This is a genomic window from Arthrobacter sp. B3I4 (genome assembly GCF_030816855.1).
GTDB lineage: Bacteria > Actinomycetota > Actinomycetes > Actinomycetales > Micrococcaceae > Arthrobacter.
The window spans coordinates 1,509,704-1,527,936 of record NZ_JAUSYK010000001.1 but is presented as its reverse complement, the minus strand read 5'-3'; the positions used below and the strand labels follow the sequence as shown (position 1 = coordinate 1,527,936).

Sequence of the window (18,233 nt, the reverse complement as noted above, 5' to 3'; positions counted from 1 at the left end):
GTCGCCAAAGAACAACTCCGGGGCAGCGAAACAGTGCCAGCGCGGGGGCGCTTAGGTATACTCGAAGCTCAGCTACGCTTCCCCGGCTAGCCGCAGTTCGGGCCCCTCCGGGGGCCCAATACCGGACGGTGAAAGCCCGGCCCAGACGCCCAACGATGCGCGGACACCCCTTGGAGGAACCATGTCGCACATCCTGCTCCTGACGAACAGCACCGGGTCATCGGTGGACGTCCTGCCAGCGCTGGAACTGCTCAATCACCGCGTCCACATTCTTCCCGCCGAGCCCACCGCGTTGCTGGAGACCGACCCCTGCGACATGGTCCTGCTCGACGCCCGCAAGGATCTAGTGGGTGCCCGCTCCCTGACACAGTTGCTGAAGGCGACCGGTTTGAGCGCCCCGCTGATGTTGATCCTGACTGAAGGCGGCATGGCGGCCGTCTCGTCGGCCTGGGCGGTCGACGACATCCTGCTGGAATCCGCCGGACCCGCTGAAGTCGAGGCCCGCATCCGGCTAGGCATTGCGCGCGCGCTTCCGGACCAGGACGATACGCCCTCCGAGATCAGGGCGGCCGGCGTCGTCATCGACGAAGCCAGCTATACGGCACGGGTCAACGGAGCAGCGCTGAACCTGACCTTCAAGGAATTTGAACTGCTCAAGTACCTGGCCCAGCACCCGGGCCGGGTCTTCACCCGCCAGCAGTTGCTCACGGAGGTGTGGGGCTACGACTACTACGGCGGCACCCGCACCGTTGACGTCCACGTCCGGCGGCTGCGGGCCAAGCTCGGCGCGGACCACGAAAACCTGATCAGCACCGTGCGCAACGTCGGATACCGCCTGACCCTGGTCCGGCAGCCGGACGGGGAACTCACCGAGGCCTGACCCGGCACCGGGTTAAATTGCGGCAGACACAAGAGAGCCCCGCACTTGGACAAGTGCGGGGCTCTCTTTTGCGCCTGACGGCGCTGCTGTGGAGGACATACGGGTCGAACGTATCGAGGCCACCCCAGTGGTGGATCCCCCTCACATCCGCAGACCGGTCGTCGGAAGAAACATCTTCAAACCGTTCAGCCGAATGAGTTACCGACTATACGTGCCCTCACGCCGTGGCAGCAAATCGGCCGGAATCCATCCGCGGGCCGGCTGCGGACGTATAGCCTTGCTCCATGAGTCCTGCGCATCCGGAGAACTGGCCCGTACTCACCCTGAAGGGCACTGTCGATGAACAGCTGATGCGGGACGTCAAAGCGCTCGCCGCCGCCGCCGAGGATTCCGACGGCAACCCGCCGCTGTCCGAGCAGACCCTCGTGACGCTTCGCGTCGCGGACGCGGGACCGCACAGTGTGCTGACCCTGGCCCTGTACCCTCCCGACTATTCCGGCGATCCGGCAGGAGCCGGCGCCGAAGGCCCGGCGGCCGCTGCTGCCGCCGACCGGGGCGCCGCCTCCCGGCCGGCCCGCGGCAACGACCTGGCCGGGATCGCCGTCGTCGTCGAGGACACGGATGGCACCGGGGTGCTGGAGGTCGCCGTCCACCCGAGCTACCGAAACCAGGGCGTCGCGGACCGGCTGGTTGGTGAACTGCAGCGGGTGCGCGGCTTCGACGGGCTCAAGGCCTGGTCACACGGAAACCATGAGGCGGCCGCGGAACTGGCCGCGCGTTACGGCTACGTCCCGGTCCGCGAGCTGTGGAAGATGCGGCTCGCCACGGCGTCCTCGGAACTGCCCGACGTGGGCCTGCCGGACGGTGTAACGCTGCGCAGCTTCGCCCCCGGCCAGGACGAGGACGCCTGGCTCGCGGTCAACCGTGCCGCGTTCGCCCATCACCCGGAACAAGGAAACATGAGCCGCGCGGATCTGGACGCCCGGATGGCCGAGCCGTGGTTCGACCCGGCCGGCTTCCTGCTCGCCGTCGAGCCGTCCGGGCGGATCCTCGGCTTCCACTGGACGAAGGTGCACCCCCGGCACGGTGAGCACCCCGCTATCGGCGAGGTCTACGTCGTCGGCGTTGCCCCAGAGGCGCAGGGCACCGGCCTGGGCAAGGCCCTGACGGTGGCCGGCATCAGGCATCTCCAGCAGCAGGGGCTGCACGCCGTAATGCTGTACGTCGACGGCGACAATATTCCCGCCGTCGCGCTGTACCGCCGGCTGGGCTTTTCCCGCTGGGACATGGACGTGATGTACGCCCCGGGGACCGCCGGGTAGGCCGGCCGGACGCGGGCACCCGGCCGGGTGGAATCTGGGCTCACCGGGATGCGATTCCTTGTAAGGTTGAAGCTAAATCGCGCCAGCATTAGGAGAGACCATGCAACGGGAATCTGCCCGGACAGCCACGTCTGAAACCGCCTCGCCGGGCAAGGCTGTGCGCCCCGAGCGTGCCCGGTTCGGCTCCTCCGAAGTGCCGGCCTCGCGCGCCACCCAGGACCGGATTGACATCCCCGAGTTCGCTCCTAACCTGGAGCCCGAGGGCGACATCAGCCCCGACCGGTTCCTGGACCGGGAGCTGAGTTGGCTCGCGTTCAACGCCCGGGTCCTGGAACTTGCCGAAGACCCCAACCTGTATCTGCTCGAACGCGTCGGTTTCCTCTCCATCTTCGCCTCCAACCTGGACGAGTTCTTCATGGTCCGCGTCGCCGGGCTCAAGCGCCGCATCGCCACCGGCCTCGCGGTGCCCTCCCCCGCTGGTTTGAGCCCCATGCAGGTCCTGGAACAGATCGGCGAGGAAGCCCACCGGCTCCAGCAGCGCCACGCCCGGGTCTACGCGGAGCAGATCCGGCCGGCCCTGGCCTACGAGCACATCCACCTGATGCACTGGGAAGAGCTGGACCAGCAGGCCAAGGACCAGCTCAGTGCCATGTTCGCCGAAAAGGTTTTCCCGATCCTGACGCCGCTGGCCGTGGATCCCGCGCACCCGTTCCCGTACATTTCCGGGCTCTCACTGAACCTCGCCGTGGTGGTCCGCAACCCCGTCAGCGACAAGGAACTGTTCGCCCGCGTCAAGGTGCCGGACCAGTTGCCGCGGCTGATCTCCATCGACGGTCCGCGGGCCGGCTCCGTGCCCGGCCGGGTCGCGCGCTTCATCGCCCTTGAGGAAGTCATCGCTGTCCACCTGGACCAGTTGTTCGCCGGCATGGAGGTGCTCGAACACCACACCTTCCGCGTCACCCGAAATGAGGACGTCGAAGTTGAAGAGGACGACGCCGAGAACCTGCTCCAGGCGCTGGAAAAGGAACTGCTGCGCCGCCGGTTCGGCCCGCCGGTCCGGCTTGAGGTCACCACGGACATCAACCCCAACATCCGGGCACTGCTGATCCGCGAGCTCGGCGTCGAGGAATCCGAGGTCTACTCCGTCCCGGCCCCGCTGGACCTGCGCGGACTGTCCGTCATCGCCGGAATCGACCGCGCGGACCTGCACTACCCCAAGCACGTGCCGCACACCTCCCGCTACCTCAACGAATCGGAAACCTCGAAGGCAGCCAACGTCTTCGCGGCGATGCGGCGGCGGGACATCCTGCTGCACCACCCCTACGATTCCTTCTCCACCTCCGTGCAGGCCTTCCTCGAGCAGGCCGCGGCCGACCCCAAGGTGCAGGCGATCAAGCAGACCCTGTACCGGACCTCCGGCGACTCGCCCATCGTCGATGCCCTGATCGACGCCGCCGAGGCCGGCAAGCAGGTCCTCGCCCTGGTCGAAATCAAGGCCCGCTTCGACGAGCAGGCCAACATTTCCTGGGCCCGGAAACTGGAACAAGCAGGCGTGCACGTGGTGTACGGCATTGTGGGCCTCAAGACCCACTGCAAACTCTCTCTGGTGGTCCGCCAGGAAGTCGACGGACTGCGCCGCTACTGCCACATCGGCACCGGCAACTATCACCCCCGCACGGCCCGCTACTACGAAGACCTCGGCCTGCTGACAGCCAACGAGCAGGTTGGCGAGGACCTGTCGAAACTCTTCAACCAGCTCTCCGGCTACGCGCCGAAATCGACTTTCAAACGGCTCCTCGTTGCCCCGCGGTCGGTCCGTTCCGGGCTGATCGACCGGATTGAGACGGAGATCCGCAACGCCCGCGCCGGGGTCACCGCCCGCGTGCAGATCAAGGTGAACTCCATGGTGGACGAGGCCATCATCGATTCCCTCTACCGGGCTTCCCAGGCGGGCGTGCAGGTGGACGTCGTAGTCCGCGGCATCTGCTCCCTGCGTCCCGGCGTCCCGGGCCTGAGCGACAACATCACCGTGCGTTCGGTCCTCGGCCGCTTCCTGGAACACTCCCGCGTCTTCGCCTTCGCCAACGCCGGCAATCCTGTGGTCTACATCGGTTCGGCCGACATGATGCACCGCAACCTGGACCGGCGGGTGGAGGCCCTCGTACAGCTCAGCAGCGGGGATGACACCAATTACGTTCTGGACATGCTGCGCCGGTACATGGACCCGGACACCGCCAGCTGGCACCTTGACACCAGCGGCGAATGGGTCCGCCACCACCTCGCGGAGGACGGCACGGCGTTGCAGGACGTCCAGTCCTGGCTGCTTGCCTCCCGTTCGCGGCAGCGCTCGACGAGCCTGCGCTAGGGCTGCCGGTTGTGAGCAGCGATTCCCTGGTCGCGGACCAGACCGACCACCTCGGCGAAGCGATCGCCGTCGTCGCCGCCGGCGCCCTGCCCTGGCGGGTCAAGAAAGACAAGCTCGAAGTCCTGCTCATCCACCGTCCCCGGTACGACGACTGGTCCTGGCCCAAGGGCAAGCTGGACGCCGGCGAGACGGTTCCGGAGTGCGCCGCACGTGAGGTGGAAGAGGAGATCGGCCTGAAGGCGCCGCTTGGCATTCCGCTGCCGCCCATTCACTACCACGTCCCGGCCGGCCTGAAGGTGGTGCACTACTGGGCAGTCGACGTCGACGGCGCCCCGCTCCGCCCCGACGGGAAGGAGGTGGACAGCGTGATGTGGTGCTCCCCGGAGAAGGCTGCCCGCCTGCTGAGCAACCCCAGCGACCGCGCCCCGCTGGACCATCTTGTAACCGCCCACTCCCGCAACGAGCTGGACACCTGGCCGCTGGTCGTAATCCGCCACGCGAAGGCAAAACCGCGGTCGTCCTGGTCCAAGGCGGAGGGCGACCGCCCGCTGGCCGCCACCGGGACGCGCCAAGCCCAGGCGGTGGGACGTCTGCTGCAGGCCTGGAGCCCCTCCCGGGTCGTGACCAGCCCGTGGCTGCGCTGCGTGGCCACCGTCGCCCCCTACGCCAAGGCCGTCGACGCCAAGGTGAAGCTGCACGAGTCGCTTACCGAGCACCTGCACGGCCGCAGCCCGCACAAGACCGCAAACGTCGTCGAGTCACTCTTCGACAAGGAGCGTGCGGTGGCCCTGTGTACCCACCGCCCCGCTCTGCCCACGGTCTTCGCGCAGCTGGGCAAGCACATGAACTCGCGCCTGCGGGCCCTGCTGCCGTCCTCGGACCCCTACCTCTCGCCCGGGGAAATCGTGGTCTGCCACGTCGCACACGCCAAAGGCAAGGTCGTTTCGGTCGAGCAGTTCCGGCCCTTCGACGACTGAGGCCCTTGACCACGGCGGCGAGCCAGCCTACTTTGTATCAAGCGCTTGATACATAACTGCTGAATCTTGGGGGATTTCGTGCCGGGCCAGTTTTACTTATCGTCGATGCTGCTGGTCGGGCCGCTCCTTGCTGCCATGATCGTGTATGCCGTGCTCCGCTGGGTAGTCTGGGCGCCCAACACCGGCACATCGCCGGCGTCGGTGTCTACCCACGCCCTCTGGGTCGGCGTCATCGGCTGGCTGGCCAGTTCGCTCCAGGGCGCGGCGAACGTGGGCATTATTCCGGGCAACCCCTACCCCGGCGGCGCCCTGACCAGTAGCTGGACAATCCTGCCGGCCCTGGGCTGGCCTATCCTCGGCTGTCTGGGCGTGCACGCCCTTGGCCAGGTCAGCTATCCGGGGCCCCGGCGGCTGCGGCGGGAGGCGGTACTGTCCGTCCGGCGGATCCGCGACTTCCTGCCGCGCCGGCTGGCCGCCGTCACGGCGGCGATCTTCGCAGCCGCGGGGGCGTTCATCGCCACCACCGCCACTCTCCCGGGCTTTCCGCCGGTCCTGTCCACGACAACGATGGATGGGCCGTACACCCGCCAGAGCCCCGGCGCTGACGGCCGCATTCCCGGGCCGGAGGTTGCCCTATGGCTTAGCGGGGCGCTGGCGGTCCTGGCCGGCGGGACCTGGCTGGTGCTTTGGCTAATCGCCAGCCGCCGCCAACTCGAAGCCCTTGACGCTGCCGACAACGCTGTCCTCCGCACCATCGCCATGAACCGTCTGCTCCGGACCGTGGCCACGGTCGCGGCGGGACTGGGCAGCGTCGCGGGCAACTTTGCCGCCCGGCCGGACCCTTCTTCCGGCGGCGTGTCCTGGACGAACCCGGCCAGCTTCGCCGGAATGGCCGTGCTCCTCGCCATGTGGATCTGGAAGCCTCCGCGGATAGCCGCGGCCGGGCCGGCGGCGCCCGGACGGCCGGTTGCCGGTCCTCACACCGGCGGACAGCACCCGGCAGCCCGGCTGGTGTCCTCCCTCGGGCCCCTGCTCGGCCTTGCAGCGGCGGTGCCGCTACTGGCCGGCGTCCTTGTCGTGCCGGGGCTGATGGCCGCCGCGGCCGGCCTTGGAATGGCCGGTTTTGTCACCTTGATGGCGGCCATGGTGCTGCTGGTGCTGGCCGGCGGGGAGCTGCTCCTGCAGCGCAACTACGGCGCCGCGGACGCGCCTCGCGGCTGGCCCCGGCAGCCGGTGAGCCGGGCCTGGTTGACTACCGCCATTCTGGCCCTGCTGACCTTTCTGCTGGCCCTGGCTGTCACAGCAACGGGCCGCAGCCAGCTGCAGCAGGAACCGGAGGTGCTTCCCGTCGCGCTCCTTACGGCCGCCGGAGCGGCCGCCGCGGTGCCGGCCTTCGCCGCAGCCAGACTCCGCCAGGGGGTGCCCGCCCTGGCCGACGGCATGGATGCTGCGCTGCGGGCGATCACCGTCCACCGCGCTGTGCGGACCCTCGCGGCCCTCTTTGTAGCCCAGGCCGCCGTCCTGCTGCTCACGCAAAGCCCGGCCTGGGCTGCTGTCTTCGTGGCCGGCTCCTTCGGCGAGCCGATCAATCCCTCTTCCGGCACCTGGTGGCCGGCAACCCTCGCCGGTGCCATCCTTGGGAGCGCGGCCACCGTGATCGCCGTCGTTCCCCTCACCGGGCCGGTGCGTTCCTCCGCCGGCCCCGCCCCGCGACGGGACCGCGAGACCGTGGCATGACCGCGGGCATCTCCGTCGACCTGCGCTCGGCCACGCCGCCCTATGAGCAGATCCGCACGCAGATCACTTCGCTGGTGGCGGTCGGGGCGCTGCCGCCGGGAACGCGGCTGCCCACGATCCGCAGCCTGGCGGCAGACCTGGGGATCGCGGCCGGAACGGTGGGCCGGGCCTACCGGGAACTCGAACAGGCCGGCGTGATCACCACCGGACGCCGCAATGGAACCTCGGTCGCTGTCCCCGCCGCCGCTGCATCCGCCGGACCCTCCGCCAAAGCACCAGGCCGCACCGCACCGAAGCAGCCGCCCCCGGCGCACGATGCGGCGCTGATAGCCGCCGCCGACGGCTGCATCGCGGCTGCCCGCGCCGCAGGACTCGACGACGAAGCGCTCGTAGCGCTGGTGCGCACCAGGCTCGGCCGGCACCCAAGGTAGGGCCGGCAAGCCCGTTCTCTCAGTAGACTGGGACGGTGAGCATCCCAACGCCCTACGAAGATCTCCTGCGCGACGTCCTGGAGCACGGTACGCACAAATCCGACCGCACCGGGACGGGTACCCGCAGCGTCTTCGGCCGCCAGCTCCGCTTCGACCTGGTCACAAGCTTCCCGCTGATCACCACCAAGCGCGTGCACTTCAAGTCCGTCGCCGTGGAGCTGCTGTGGTTCCTGCGCGGGGACAGCAACGTGAAATGGATGCAGGAGCAGGGCGTGACCATCTGGAACGAATGGGCCGACGCCGACGGCGAACTCGGCCCGGTGTACGGGGTGCAGTGGCGCTCGTGGCCCACGCCCGACGGCGGCCACATCGACCAGATCGCCGAGCTGGTGGAAAACCTCAGGGCCAACCCCGACTCGCGCCGTCACATCGTCTCCGCCTGGAACGTCGCCGAACTCAAGAACATGGCCCTGCCGCCGTGCCACGCTTTCTTCCAGTTCTACGTCGCCGACGGGAAACTGTCCTGCCAGCTCTACCAGCGCTCCGCAGACACGTTCCTCGGAGTGCCGTTCAACATCGCCTCCTACGCCCTGCTGACCTGCATGATCGCGCAGCAGGCCGGCCTGGAACCGGGTGAGTTTGTCTGGACCGGCGGGGACGTGCACATCTACGACAACCACGTGGATCAGGTGCGCACCCAGCTGGACCGGGAGCCGTATGACTATCCCCGGCTGAAGTTCACCCGCAAGCCTGGGTCCATCTTCGACTACAACCTCGAGGACTTCGAGGTTGTCGGCTACCAGCACCATCCCACGATTAAGGCCCCGATCGCCGTATGAGCAACGAGACCAGCACCCCGTCGGAACTTAACGAGTTCACCGAACAGCTCCGCGGCACCCTCACGGGGCTCGGGCTGGTGTGGGCGCAGACCAACACCGGTGTGATTGGCCGGGCCGGTGCCATGCCGTGGCACCTGCCCGAGGACATGCAGCACTTCAGCAGGCTCACCACCGGGCATCCTGTCATCATGGGCCGGAAGACGTGGGAATCGTTCCCCGACAAGTACCGGCCCCTTCCCGGGCGGACAAACATCGTCATCACGCGGCAGGAAGGCTGGGGCGCGACGCCGGAAGCCGAGGGCGCGCTGGCGGTCAAGTCACTGGACGATGCCCTGCTGGAATCCCAGTTCGCGCCGGGCCATCAGATGGTCTGGATCATCGGCGGCGGGGAGATCTTCACCCAGTCCCTCGACCTTGCCGACGTCGCGGTGGTCACCACCATCGACACCGCCACGGAAGGTGACACCTTCGCCCCCGAACTGGGCTACGACTGGACCGCAGAGGCGAGCGTCCCGGCCGACGGCTGGCTCACCGCCGCGAACGGCTCCCGCTACCGCGTCACTCTGTGGCGCCGGACGGAGGCCAAGTAATGCTGCGCAAGCCGGAAACCCTCTTTGTCCTCGGCTACATGCTGCTGCCACTGCTGGCGCTGCTGTCCGCAATCGTGGGGCTGACCATGATCCTGGGCGGGAACAAAATTGCCGGGGCGGTCGTGCTCGTCGTGGTCACGCAGCTGTTCGCCTTTGGGGCGGTCTTCGCATTGCGGCGGCGGAAGGCTGCCCTGCTGGCAGAGCCTGACGGCCAGTAACGGCACCGGCCCGCCGTCGTCGGGCTCCGGCGCCCTCGTCGGGTCCGGCGCCCTCGACGGGCTTCGGATGGGGAGAGCACCCCATCGCGGCATGCCGGCAACCGGGTTAGATTGGGGCCGTCCGGTTCCCGGTGCGCACGCTGAGGTGGGCCGCGGCCGGTGGAATGCGTTGGAGTGTGGCGGCGACACAGTAGGCTGTTGCCCGAAAGAGGGGGATTGTGATCGTGGCAGGAAACGTGTGGGGCGCGGACGTCGCCCAGCTTCGCATGCTGGCGCAGAACTTCGGGCAGACATCGGAGACGCTGCTGCAGCAGTCGACGGCCCTCACAGCGGCGATCAATAACAACACCTCGTGGAAGGGCGCGGACAGCGCGCGCTTTACCTCGGAGTGGAACGGCAGCCACCGTGCCCTGATCCAGCAGACCGCCCGGGCCCTCAAGGCACAGTCCAAGTTGCTGCTGACCCAGGCCGAGGAGCAGGAGAAGGCCAGCAACGCCGCGGCCGGCTCCGGCGGCGGGCCGCTCGGACCCCTCAGCCATGGGGCCGGGGACGGGGCATGGGCCGCGGCCGGCGGCATCCTGACCGGTGGCGCCGCAGGACTCAGGTGGCTCATGGGGATCCAGAAGAACATCAAGACCCCGCTCTCGCTGGCTAAAATTGTCGGCCAGTACGGCTGGGTGCTGAAGAACCAGCGCGAGGGCCTGGTCAACGCCCTCTTCACCAGGGGCCGGCACCGGCTGGGCGGACCGGGCTTCGAGATGCGCAACCTTTGGCAGACCACCGCGGGCAACAAGACGCTCGAGGGGTTGCTCAGGGACTCGTCCACCGGCAGCCGCACCGTCGGCGCCATCGACAAGGCCTCCGACGCCGCGTCCCTGAAGAACCTCAACAGGTTCATCCCAGCGCTGGACAGGCTGGGCGGCTTCGTGGCCGAGAAACCATGGCTGGGCAAGGGCACCAGCCTGGAGTGGCTGGGCAAGTCCGGCATCGCCCGCGGGCTGGGCTGGGCCGGGGTCGGCTTCAACACCTTTGATTCCGTCAAGAGCTTTGCCGACGGCGACGTCAAGGGCGGCGCAGCCAGCGCCGGCAAGGCCCTGCTCGGCGTCGGCTGCTTCCTGCCGCCGCCTGCCGGTACCGTCTGCCAGGTCGCCAGCGTGGGAATCGCCGTGTACGAGAACTGGGACACCATCACCAGCGTGGGCAAGGACGTCGGCGAAGGCATCGTCAACGCGGTAAAGGATCCCGGCAAGTTCGTCAGCGACACCGCCGATAACGTCAAAGATGCAGGAAAGTCCGTGGCCAACTTCTTCGGCTTCGGAGATTAGGAGACACAGATGACCGTCCAGCACGAGATGACCCAGGAACCGCAGCTCGGCGTCGACGTCATTGGTTTTGGCGTGGGCGAGCTCGCCTACCTCCTCAACGTCTTCGAGGGCCCGGCCCGTGACCGCTCCGTCAGCGTCTTCCGGGCCGGCGACCTCGTGGAAGACTCCACCCTGAATACGGCAGGCGCTTCCTCCCTGCTGGCCCGGGACCTCGCCGTCGTCACAGATGACGACGAGCTCGGCGTCAAGGGAGTGGCCGCCGCCGTCGCGACCGCCTTGGGCCAGGCGACGCGCTGGACCGAGATGTCCCTGCTGACCGAAGGCAGCATGGACAACGTGGTGCTGCTCGAGGCCCCGGAGGTGTCCCTGATGCTGCAACCCCGGGCCCTGGGCACGTGGTTCGCCTTCGCCCAGGATCCCACCATCGGCTCAGCGGAGGCCACCCTGCGGGTGCTCCGGCAGCACGTCGAGGACCACCCGGGCGGCACGGCTTACCTGGTGTTCAAGACGCTCCAGGACGAAAAACACCTGCTGATCCGGCGCGACGGGGCGTCCTGGGCCACCGGGGTGCCGGACTTCGCCACCGACGAGGTCGCCGAGAGCGCGCCGCTGGACGACGCCGGTCTGCTTGCCACCCTCAAGGACTCCCGTGGCGAGGCGTAGCAGGGACGTCCCCCAGGAGCCCGGCTACACACCGCAGCCGCCCCCGGAGACGCCCCTAAAGCACCGCCTGGCCGAGAACGGCGAGATCGTCAGTTACACCGATGGTGAATACGGGGTCCGGAAAGACGACGGCCTCGGCGTCATCAAGCCGGTGAACTCCTCCGGCGGCCTGCTGTTCCTGTCCCTGCTGATGACTGCCCTGTTCGGACTGATGCTCTACGGCGTCGTCCAGATGGCCGTGACCGACCAGTGGCACATCATGGGCGAGATCTGGTGGCTGTACGCGCTGGTGCTCATTCCGCTGTTCGCCGGCTGGACGGGGTATTTCAAGGAGCGGAAGGCTGAAAAGCTCCGCAAGGCCCGCAACCTGCCGCGGCCGGTTGAGTGACGCTCGTCCGCAGCGGCTGCCGCCGGGCGTGACGTAACCGACTGCGGCCCGCCCGCCGAAAAGTCTAAACTGGCCCAATGACTACAGCAGCTTCCCCCTCCGTTGGAATGGTCGGTTGGCGCGGCATGGTCGGCTCGGTCCTGATGCAGCGCATGCAGGACGAGGGCGACTTCGCCGGCATCAACCCGGTCTTCTTCTCCACCTCGAACGCCGGCCGGCGCAGCCCCCGGCATCGCCGGCGAGGCGGCGGGTGCTGCCGGCAAGCTGGAGGACGCGTTCGACGTCGAGACGCTGGCGAAGCTGCCGATCATTGTGACCGCCCAGGGCGGGGACTACACCAAGCAGGTCCATGGCGAGCTGCGCAGCCGCGGCTGGGACGGCCTGTGGATAGACGCCGCGTCCACGCTGCGGATGAACGACGACTCGATCATCGTGCTGGACCCGATTAACCGGGACGTCATCGACGCCGGACTCTCCGGCGGGGTGAAGGACTACATCGGCGGCAACTGCACGGTCTCGTGCATGCTGATGGGCCTCGGAGGTTTGTTCAAGAACGGCCTCGTCGAATGGGGCACCTCCATGACCTACCAGGCGGCGTCCGGCGGCGGCGCCCGGCACATGCGTGAGCTGCTGAGCCAGTTCGGCACGCTCAACGCCCAGGTCAGCAGCGACCTGGACGACCCGGCGTCGGCCATCCTCGACATCGACCGGAAGGTTCTGGCCCACCAGCGCACCGACATCGACGCCACCCAGTTCGGCGTGCCGCTGGCCGGCTCGCTGATCCCCTGGATCGATGCGGACCTCGGGAACGGCCAGTCCAAGGAAGAGTGGAAGGCCGGCGTCGAAACAAATAAAATCCTCGGCACTTCCGGCGGGGACCGGGTGGTCATGGACGGGCTGTGCGTCCGGATCGGAGCCATGCGTTCGCATTCCCAGGCGCTCACGCTCAAGCTTCGCGAGGATCTCTCGGTCGCTGAGCTCGAGAAGCTGATCGACGCGGACAACGAATGGGCGACCGTGGTGCCCAACACCAAGGAAGCCTCAATGGCGGACCTCACCCCGGTGGCGGCGTCGGGCACTCTGAAGATCCCGGTGGGCCGCATCCGGAAACTGGAAATGGGCCCGGAGTACATCAGCGCTTTCACCGTGGGCGACCAGCTGCTTTGGGGTGCGGCGGAGCCGCTGCGGCGCATGCTCAACATCGCCACCGGAAAGCTCTAAGCACCGGCAGGGGGTTCAGCCCCCGACGAATCTCCGGTACTTCGCGGCCTGCAGCTCAAAGGATTTTCGAGCCGCGGGCCGCAGGCCGTTAACGGCGTCGAAAGGCTCGGGCACGACGGCGGCGCCCCGGCTGTTCCAGGCAGCCGCCCAGGTGCCGACCACTTGCCCGCCGGCTACAATGGTCCGCTTGAAGACGCCATTGCCGCCGGGGACGATCTTGTCCGAGTGGTGTGCGGGCAGCACGACGGACCGGTCCGTGTAGCCCAGGAGAAACTCGTCGAAGGCAGGAAGCGCCAGGACAGTGCGCTGGCCGGGCACGCCGTCGTCGAGCAGGGCAGCTGCGTCCGGCGAAAGCCAGTACTGCCGCCCGTCGAATTCCAGCCCCACCAGCTGGTCGCACACCTCAGCCAACGCCGCCCGTGTCTCCGTCAGGGGAATCCCCGACCACCAAGCGAAGTCCCGCTCCGTGGCCGGTCCGTGGCTGCGAAAATACCGCAGCAGCCACTCGGCGATACCTTCGGCACGGTCCAGGGACCGCGAGTGCCGAATCCAGTCGTCAAAGCCGACCACCAGTTGCTGGTTCCCGGCCAGCGGACCCAGCACCAGTATCGCCTCCTGGCACAGCGCTGCCAGCAGATGGATGCCCCGCTGGCCTGCGGTGGACTGGCCGGCCCGCTCGAAAACCCCGAACAGTTCCGCCCGGCTGGCTGCGGCACCGCCTGCGAGCCGCTGCAGGGCGGCGCCGGCGGCGGTGTCTACGTCGGCGGCGGAGATGTCCAGCTGCCGGTGGCGGCCGGCGAGGCTCTTGAGAACGCGGCCTGAGGTGATGGCGAGGATCCATTTAAGGTCCTCCGGTGCCAGCAGGTGCAGGGTGCCGCGCATCGGCCAGGAACGGACGATCCCGCCGCGGTCCAAGGCCGAACGGACATCCGCTGCGCGGGATCCCGGCACGCGCTGCCCCACGGCCCACAACGACGCCGGCAAATCCTGCGCCTGCATCGCAGTCATCGACCGCACAGCCTCCGGAGCCGACCCGAAGCCCGGACCGATGAGCCCCTGCGAGGCCAGGCGCAGCCGCCCCATAACCTGCCGGTTCAAACGCGCACGCACCACCGCTGCCATGGCAACATCCTAGGGCGGGTGGGACACCCGGAGAGTGCCGGGGCCCTCCCAGCCTGCGTCCAGCCCTTTTCCCTAAGCTGGACCCATGACTTTGGGTGATGTGTGGCCGCGCCTGCGCCCGCTATGCAGGAGGCTGGCCCTACTGGGCTGGGTCTCCAGCGCGGCAGGAATGGTTGCGGGCCTTGCCGTGGCCATCGCCGGCGGTCCGCGCCTCTCCCCTTTGATGACGTCGCTGCAGACGGTCTCCACAGTATCGATGGCCGTTGCGATGGCCAGCTTCGTCACTGCAGCCTCACTTCAGCCCCGACGACCGGCCGCGCAGGGCACCGAGCGGCGGGAACTGTCCTTCGATCCCGGCGCGGAGTTCCCCGCCACCGTGCAAAGTTTCCTGCTGGGTTCGGTGGTCCTGCTGGTCGGGGCGGTGGCTTTCGCCGGCGCCGGGCTGGTGCTGCGGAGCGGACCCAGTGCCCAGTCCGTGGCGTTCTGCCAGGTCTTCCTGCTGGGCGCCGCTGCCTCCGGCTTCACTTTTATGCTCTTCAGCAAGGTCGCTCCCCGCCGCGGCCGCAACTAGGCGGTCCCGCGGACTGGCGAAACCGCCGAGCACAGGGGTCTAGAGCGTGACGCCGATCAACAGGGGCTCCGGATGCAGCTCGATGCCGAACCGTTCCACCACGCCGCGGCGCACCTCACGCGCGATAGCCAGCAGGTCAGCGGCGCTGGCTCCGCCCCGGTTGGTGATGGCCAGGGTGTGCTTGGTGGACAGGGAGGCCCGGCCGCCGGAGACGCTTCCCGGGTCCAGCCCGAAGCCCTTGCCGTAACCGGCTTTATCGATCAGCCACGCCGCTGAGAGCTTCGTCAGCCCGTCGGCGCCGCCCGGGTAGCGGGGCGCATCTTCCGGCAGCGTGCCGGCGACCTCGGCGGCCACGATCGGGTTGGTGAAGAAGGAGCCGGTGGAGTAGGTGTCCCGGTCCGCCGCGTCCCACACCATGCCCTTGGACGCGCGGAGCCGGAGCACCTCACGGCGGACGTCGTTCGAGTAAGCCCGCTGGCCGGGTTCGACCCCGAGCGCGCGTGCCAGCTCGGCGTAGCGGACCGGGGCGCTCATCCGGCCCAGGGGCAGCTGGAATTCGACGGTGAGGACCACATAGCGCGGCGAGCCGTTGATTGTCGTTTGCTTGAGGATGGAGTCGCGGTAGCCGAATTTGAGTTCGGAATTGGTGAACGTCTGCACGGCGTTGCGTTCTCGGTCCCAGGTGCGCACCGCCGCGATGGTCTGCGAGACGTCGGCGCCGTACGCCCCGACGTTCTGGACCGGGGTCGCGCCGGTGGCGCCCGGAATGCCGGAGAGCGCCTCAATGCCTGACCAGGCATGCTTCACGGCGTGATCGACAAGGGCGTCCCAGTTGTGGCCGGCCTGAACCACGACGGCGACGCCGCCGCACGAGTCCTCCGCGTTGACCGCGAACCCCTGGGATGCGATCTTCAGCACCGTGCCGGGAAAGCCTTCGTCCCCGACCAGCAGATTGGAGCCGCCGCCGATGATCAGCAGCGGTTCGCCGCCGGCGTCGGCCGTCCGGACGGCGTCGATGATCTCCGCTTCGGTGCCGGCTTCGATGTAGCGGGCGGCGGGACCGCCGACGCGGGCCGTGGTCAGGGCAGAAAGCAGTGTCTGGGTCACCCCTCCAGCCTAGCCGGGTTCCCCGGGTCCCTCAGAAAGCCGGCCAGCCCTTACGCCGTCGCGCGCGGGGCTAGGCGGGCCGGCGGGCTACCGGTGACAGCAGAAAGCTGACCACCAGCATCACCATGACGGCCAGCAGCGAGTGCAGGATACCGACGTGCTCGGCCAGCAGACCCAGCAGGGGCGGTCCGCAAAGGAACGCCCCGTAGCCGATAGTGGACACGACAGAGACCCGTGCGGCGGCTTTGACCGGGTCATCGGCGGCAGCGGACATGCCCACCGGGAAGCCCAGCGAGGCACCCAGCCCCCAGACAGCCAGGGCCACGTAGGCCAGCCAGGGAACCGGAGCGAAGACGAACAACCCGAGCCCCGCCACAGCCAGCGCTGCGCACCAGCGCATCACCGGAACGCGGCCGTAGCGGTCCAGCACCAGGGTCCCGGCGAACCGCCCCACGGTCATGAAGGTGACGAAGAGTCCGTAGCCGGCCGCGCCGGCGGCGTCCGACTGGCCGTGGCCGTCGGCGAGTGCCAGAGCCACCCAATCCCCTGCTGCACCCTCGGCAAGGGCCAGTCCCAGCACCAGGACGCCCAGCAGCAGGGTCCTGCGGTCCCGCCACGCCTGCGCAATCTGCCGCTTGTTGTCCAGCGGCGCTGCCGGGTTTCGGGTGGTCTGGCTGATGACCGGGAGCGGGCCGGTGGAGGGATCCTCGAAGGTGTCCGCCGTGTCCGGCCGGAAAGCCGCGGCCTCTTCCACCTCGGTGATGTCGGCCCGGAACCAGCCGGCGGCCGTGGCCACGGAACCGGCGACCAGCAGGCCGACGACGCTCAGGTGCCAGAAGACGGGCACCGATGCTCCTGCCGCCCAGGCACCGGCTCCCGCGCCGGCGACCGTGCCGAGGCTGAACGCGCCGTGCAGGCGAGGCATGATGTGCCGCCTGACCGCCCGCTCCACGGCGGCGCCCTCGACGTTGGAGGCAGTGTTCCAGCTGGCCGTCCCGAGGCCGACCACCACGAGGCCGGCCGCAACTGCCAGCGGGTTGACCAGGACGGAGGTGCCGAACCCGGCAAGGACAAGGCCGGCGCCCACCATGATGCTGCCGATCCGGATGGTCTGCTTGGAGCCAAAGCGCAGCACGATCAGCCCGGACGCGGACACCGAGACGAAGGAGCCCAGCGTCATGCACAGCAGCAGGAGCCCGACGTTTCCGGGGGTGAGGTCCAGCCCGTCCCGGATAGCGGGAAGCCGGGACACCCAGCTCGCGAAGGCTATGCCGCTGAAGGCATAAGCGGCCACTACTGCGTTGCGCCACCGGGTGACCTCAAGGCTTTGGGCGGCGTTCACCCTCACAAGCGCGTCATCCGGTCAGCCCAGCCGGACGACGGCCTGGGCCTTCATCAGGACTCGCTGGCCGCCGGCGACGACGGTGAGATCCACGCGGGCGGTACCCGCCTCGGCGTCGAGCGCGCCGACCGCGGCGCTGACTTCGATGGCGGCGCCGGCCTCCGGAGTGCCCGTGGTGTCAGCGACCGGCACCGGTTTCGTGAAACGGGTCTGGAAGTCGACGACGGCGGCCGGGTCGCCGGCCCAGTCGGTCACAAGCTGCACGGCGGCCCCCATGGTGAACATGCCGTGGGCGATCACCCCGGGAAGGCCGACGCTGGAGGCAAAAGCCTCGTTCCAGTGGATCGGGTTGAAGTCGCCGGAGGCGCCGGCGTACTTGACGAGGTCGGTTCGGGTGACGTCGATGCTGCGGCTGCCAAGGTCCTGGCCGACGGTGAGCTCTGAAAGTGTGGGGCGCATGCGCTACTGTCCCTCTCCGCGGACCAGGATGGACGAGGTGGTGGTTGCGACCGCTTCGCGCGTCCCGGTCTCCGGGTCACCGCCCGACGCATTGCTTGCGGGGCTTCCGGCGAGGGCGAAGATCTCTGAACGGGTGGTGATCATGGCGCCACCTCCCATGGCGCGGACGCCGTCGACGTGCAGCTCGGCGACGAGCCGGTCACCGGCGACGATCGGCCGGTGGTGGACGAAGCGCTGGTCGGCGTGGACCACGCGGGAGAAATCGATCCCTGACTCCGGATCCTCGATCAGTTGCGCATCGGCGCGCTGGGCGACGATGATCGCGAAGGTGGGCGGTGCCACGAGGTCGCCGTGCCCGAGGGCCCGGGCGGCGTCCACGTCGAAGTGGGCGGGGTGGGTTGCTTTGACAGCGCGGGCGAACTCGCGGATCTTCTCGCGCCCGACGTCATACACCTCTGCGGCAGGGTAGCTGCGGCCCTGCAGGTCCGGATTGATTGTCATGGTTCCAGCCTAGCGCCCGGCCTGCTGCGGCTCTGCGGGTTACGCCCGGCGGCGGGACACGCTCCTGCGGCGTGGCTGCCAGCCCACCACCCCGTCGCCGGAGGGCGTTCGGGGCACGATATGATGAAACGATCATTCCATCAATTCACGGTGCAGCGCTCCCCCGGCGCTCATC

The 18,233-nt window shown here is 68.5% G+C and carries 18 protein-coding genes and 1 pseudogene; 14 read left to right on the top strand and 5 right to left on the bottom strand.

What is annotated here, in order from left to right; genetic code table 11:
• Positions 1 to 181 precede the first annotated feature (181 nt).
• The 13 genes and pseudogenes from QFZ61_RS07195 to asd all read left to right on the top strand — a co-directional run bounded on the left by QFZ61_RS07195 (position 182) and on the right by asd (position 12,956).
• Complete coding sequence (locus tag QFZ61_RS07195; RefSeq protein ID WP_307034665.1) at positions 182 to 880, top strand: response regulator transcription factor; 699 nt, start codon at positions 182 to 184, stop codon at positions 878 to 880.
• 284 nt (positions 881 to 1,164) lie between these two features.
• Complete coding sequence (gene mshD / locus QFZ61_RS07190) at positions 1,165 to 2,202, top strand: mycothiol synthase (RefSeq protein ID WP_307034663.1); 1,038 nt, start codon at positions 1,165 to 1,167, stop codon at positions 2,200 to 2,202.
• Between the two features lie 100 nt (positions 2,203 to 2,302).
• Positions 2,303 to 4,567: an RNA degradosome polyphosphate kinase gene (locus QFZ61_RS07185; RefSeq protein ID WP_307034661.1), complete on the top strand. Its 2,265-nt coding sequence runs from the start codon at positions 2,303 to 2,305 to the stop codon at positions 4,565 to 4,567.
• Between the two features lie 11 nt (positions 4,568 to 4,578).
• Positions 4,579 to 5,544, top strand: a complete 966-nt coding sequence (locus QFZ61_RS07180) for an NUDIX domain-containing protein (RefSeq protein WP_307034659.1) — start codon at positions 4,579 to 4,581, stop codon at positions 5,542 to 5,544.
• Between the two features lie 78 nt (positions 5,545 to 5,622).
• On the top strand, positions 5,623 to 7,281 hold the full coding sequence (locus tag QFZ61_RS07175) for a hypothetical protein (RefSeq protein ID WP_307034657.1): 1,659 nt from the start codon (positions 5,623 to 5,625) through the stop codon (positions 7,279 to 7,281).
• Positions 7,278 to 7,712 carry a GntR family transcriptional regulator gene (locus QFZ61_RS07170; protein ID WP_307034655.1) on the top strand — a complete coding sequence of 145 codons (435 nt, stop codon included), beginning with the start codon at positions 7,278 to 7,280 and terminating at the stop codon, positions 7,710 to 7,712. The genes QFZ61_RS07175 and QFZ61_RS07170 overlap by 4 nt, the downstream gene beginning before the upstream one ends.
• A gap of 35 nt (positions 7,713 to 7,747) precedes the next feature.
• Positions 7,748 to 8,551, top strand: coding sequence for a thymidylate synthase (locus tag QFZ61_RS07165; protein WP_307034653.1), 804 nt, complete (start codon positions 7,748 to 7,750; stop codon positions 8,549 to 8,551).
• The gene (locus tag QFZ61_RS07160; protein WP_307034650.1) at positions 8,548 to 9,141 is read left to right on the top strand and encodes a dihydrofolate reductase; all 594 of its coding nucleotides are present in this window, start codon (positions 8,548 to 8,550) and stop codon (positions 9,139 to 9,141) included. Before QFZ61_RS07165 ends, QFZ61_RS07160 begins: the two co-directional genes overlap by 4 nt.
• The gene (locus QFZ61_RS07155) at positions 9,141 to 9,359 is read left to right on the top strand and encodes an NF038396 family protein (protein WP_307034648.1); all 219 of its coding nucleotides are present in this window, start codon (positions 9,141 to 9,143) and stop codon (positions 9,357 to 9,359) included. The genes QFZ61_RS07160 and QFZ61_RS07155 overlap by 1 nt, the downstream gene beginning before the upstream one ends.
• Before the next feature lie 218 nt (positions 9,360 to 9,577).
• On the top strand, positions 9,578 to 10,684 hold the full coding sequence (locus tag QFZ61_RS07150) for a WXG100 family type VII secretion target (RefSeq protein WP_307034646.1): 1,107 nt from the start codon (positions 9,578 to 9,580) through the stop codon (positions 10,682 to 10,684).
• Positions 10,685 to 10,693: 9 nt separating this feature from the next.
• The gene (locus QFZ61_RS07145; protein WP_307034644.1) at positions 10,694 to 11,347 is read left to right on the top strand and encodes a hypothetical protein; all 654 of its coding nucleotides are present in this window, start codon (positions 10,694 to 10,696) and stop codon (positions 11,345 to 11,347) included.
• Positions 11,334 to 11,735: a hypothetical protein gene (locus QFZ61_RS07140; RefSeq protein WP_307034642.1), complete on the top strand. Its 402-nt coding sequence runs from the start codon at positions 11,334 to 11,336 to the stop codon at positions 11,733 to 11,735. Before QFZ61_RS07145 ends, QFZ61_RS07140 begins: the two co-directional genes overlap by 14 nt.
• Before the next feature lie 77 nt (positions 11,736 to 11,812).
• Positions 11,813 to 12,956, top strand: a pseudogene (asd, locus tag QFZ61_RS07135) (aspartate-semialdehyde dehydrogenase).
• Positions 12,957 to 12,971: 15 nt separating this feature from the next.
• Here the strand turns inward: asd and QFZ61_RS07130 are convergent.
• Complete coding sequence (locus QFZ61_RS07130) at positions 12,972 to 14,078, bottom strand: winged helix DNA-binding domain-containing protein (RefSeq protein ID WP_307034640.1); 1,107 nt, start codon at positions 14,076 to 14,078, stop codon at positions 12,972 to 12,974.
• 85 nt (positions 14,079 to 14,163) lie between these two features.
• Here QFZ61_RS07130 and QFZ61_RS07125 point away from each other — a divergent pair, with 85 nt between their 5' ends.
• On the top strand, positions 14,164 to 14,649 hold the full coding sequence (locus tag QFZ61_RS07125; RefSeq protein ID WP_307034638.1) for a hypothetical protein: 486 nt from the start codon (positions 14,164 to 14,166) through the stop codon (positions 14,647 to 14,649).
• A gap of 39 nt (positions 14,650 to 14,688) precedes the next feature.
• Here QFZ61_RS07125 and QFZ61_RS07120 read toward each other — a convergent pair whose 3' ends face one another.
• The 4 genes from QFZ61_RS07120 to QFZ61_RS07105 all read right to left on the bottom strand — a co-directional run bounded on the left by QFZ61_RS07120 (position 14,689) and on the right by QFZ61_RS07105 (position 18,058).
• Positions 14,689 to 15,756: a UDP-N-acetylmuramate dehydrogenase gene (locus tag QFZ61_RS07120; RefSeq protein WP_307034637.1), complete on the bottom strand. Its 1,068-nt coding sequence runs from the start codon at positions 15,754 to 15,756 to the stop codon at positions 14,689 to 14,691.
• A gap of 70 nt (positions 15,757 to 15,826) precedes the next feature.
• On the bottom strand, positions 15,827 to 17,098 hold the full coding sequence (locus QFZ61_RS07115) for a sugar MFS transporter (RefSeq protein ID WP_307034636.1): 1,272 nt from the start codon (positions 17,096 to 17,098) through the stop codon (positions 15,827 to 15,829).
• A gap of 21 nt (positions 17,099 to 17,119) precedes the next feature.
• Positions 17,120 to 17,557 (bottom strand): MaoC family dehydratase, encoded by a 438-nt coding sequence (locus QFZ61_RS07110; RefSeq protein WP_307034634.1) that lies wholly within the window; start codon positions 17,555 to 17,557, stop codon positions 17,120 to 17,122.
• A gap of 3 nt (positions 17,558 to 17,560) precedes the next feature.
• Positions 17,561 to 18,058: a MaoC family dehydratase N-terminal domain-containing protein gene (locus tag QFZ61_RS07105; RefSeq protein WP_307034632.1), complete on the bottom strand. Its 498-nt coding sequence runs from the start codon at positions 18,056 to 18,058 to the stop codon at positions 17,561 to 17,563.
• Positions 18,059 to 18,233 lie beyond the last annotated feature (175 nt).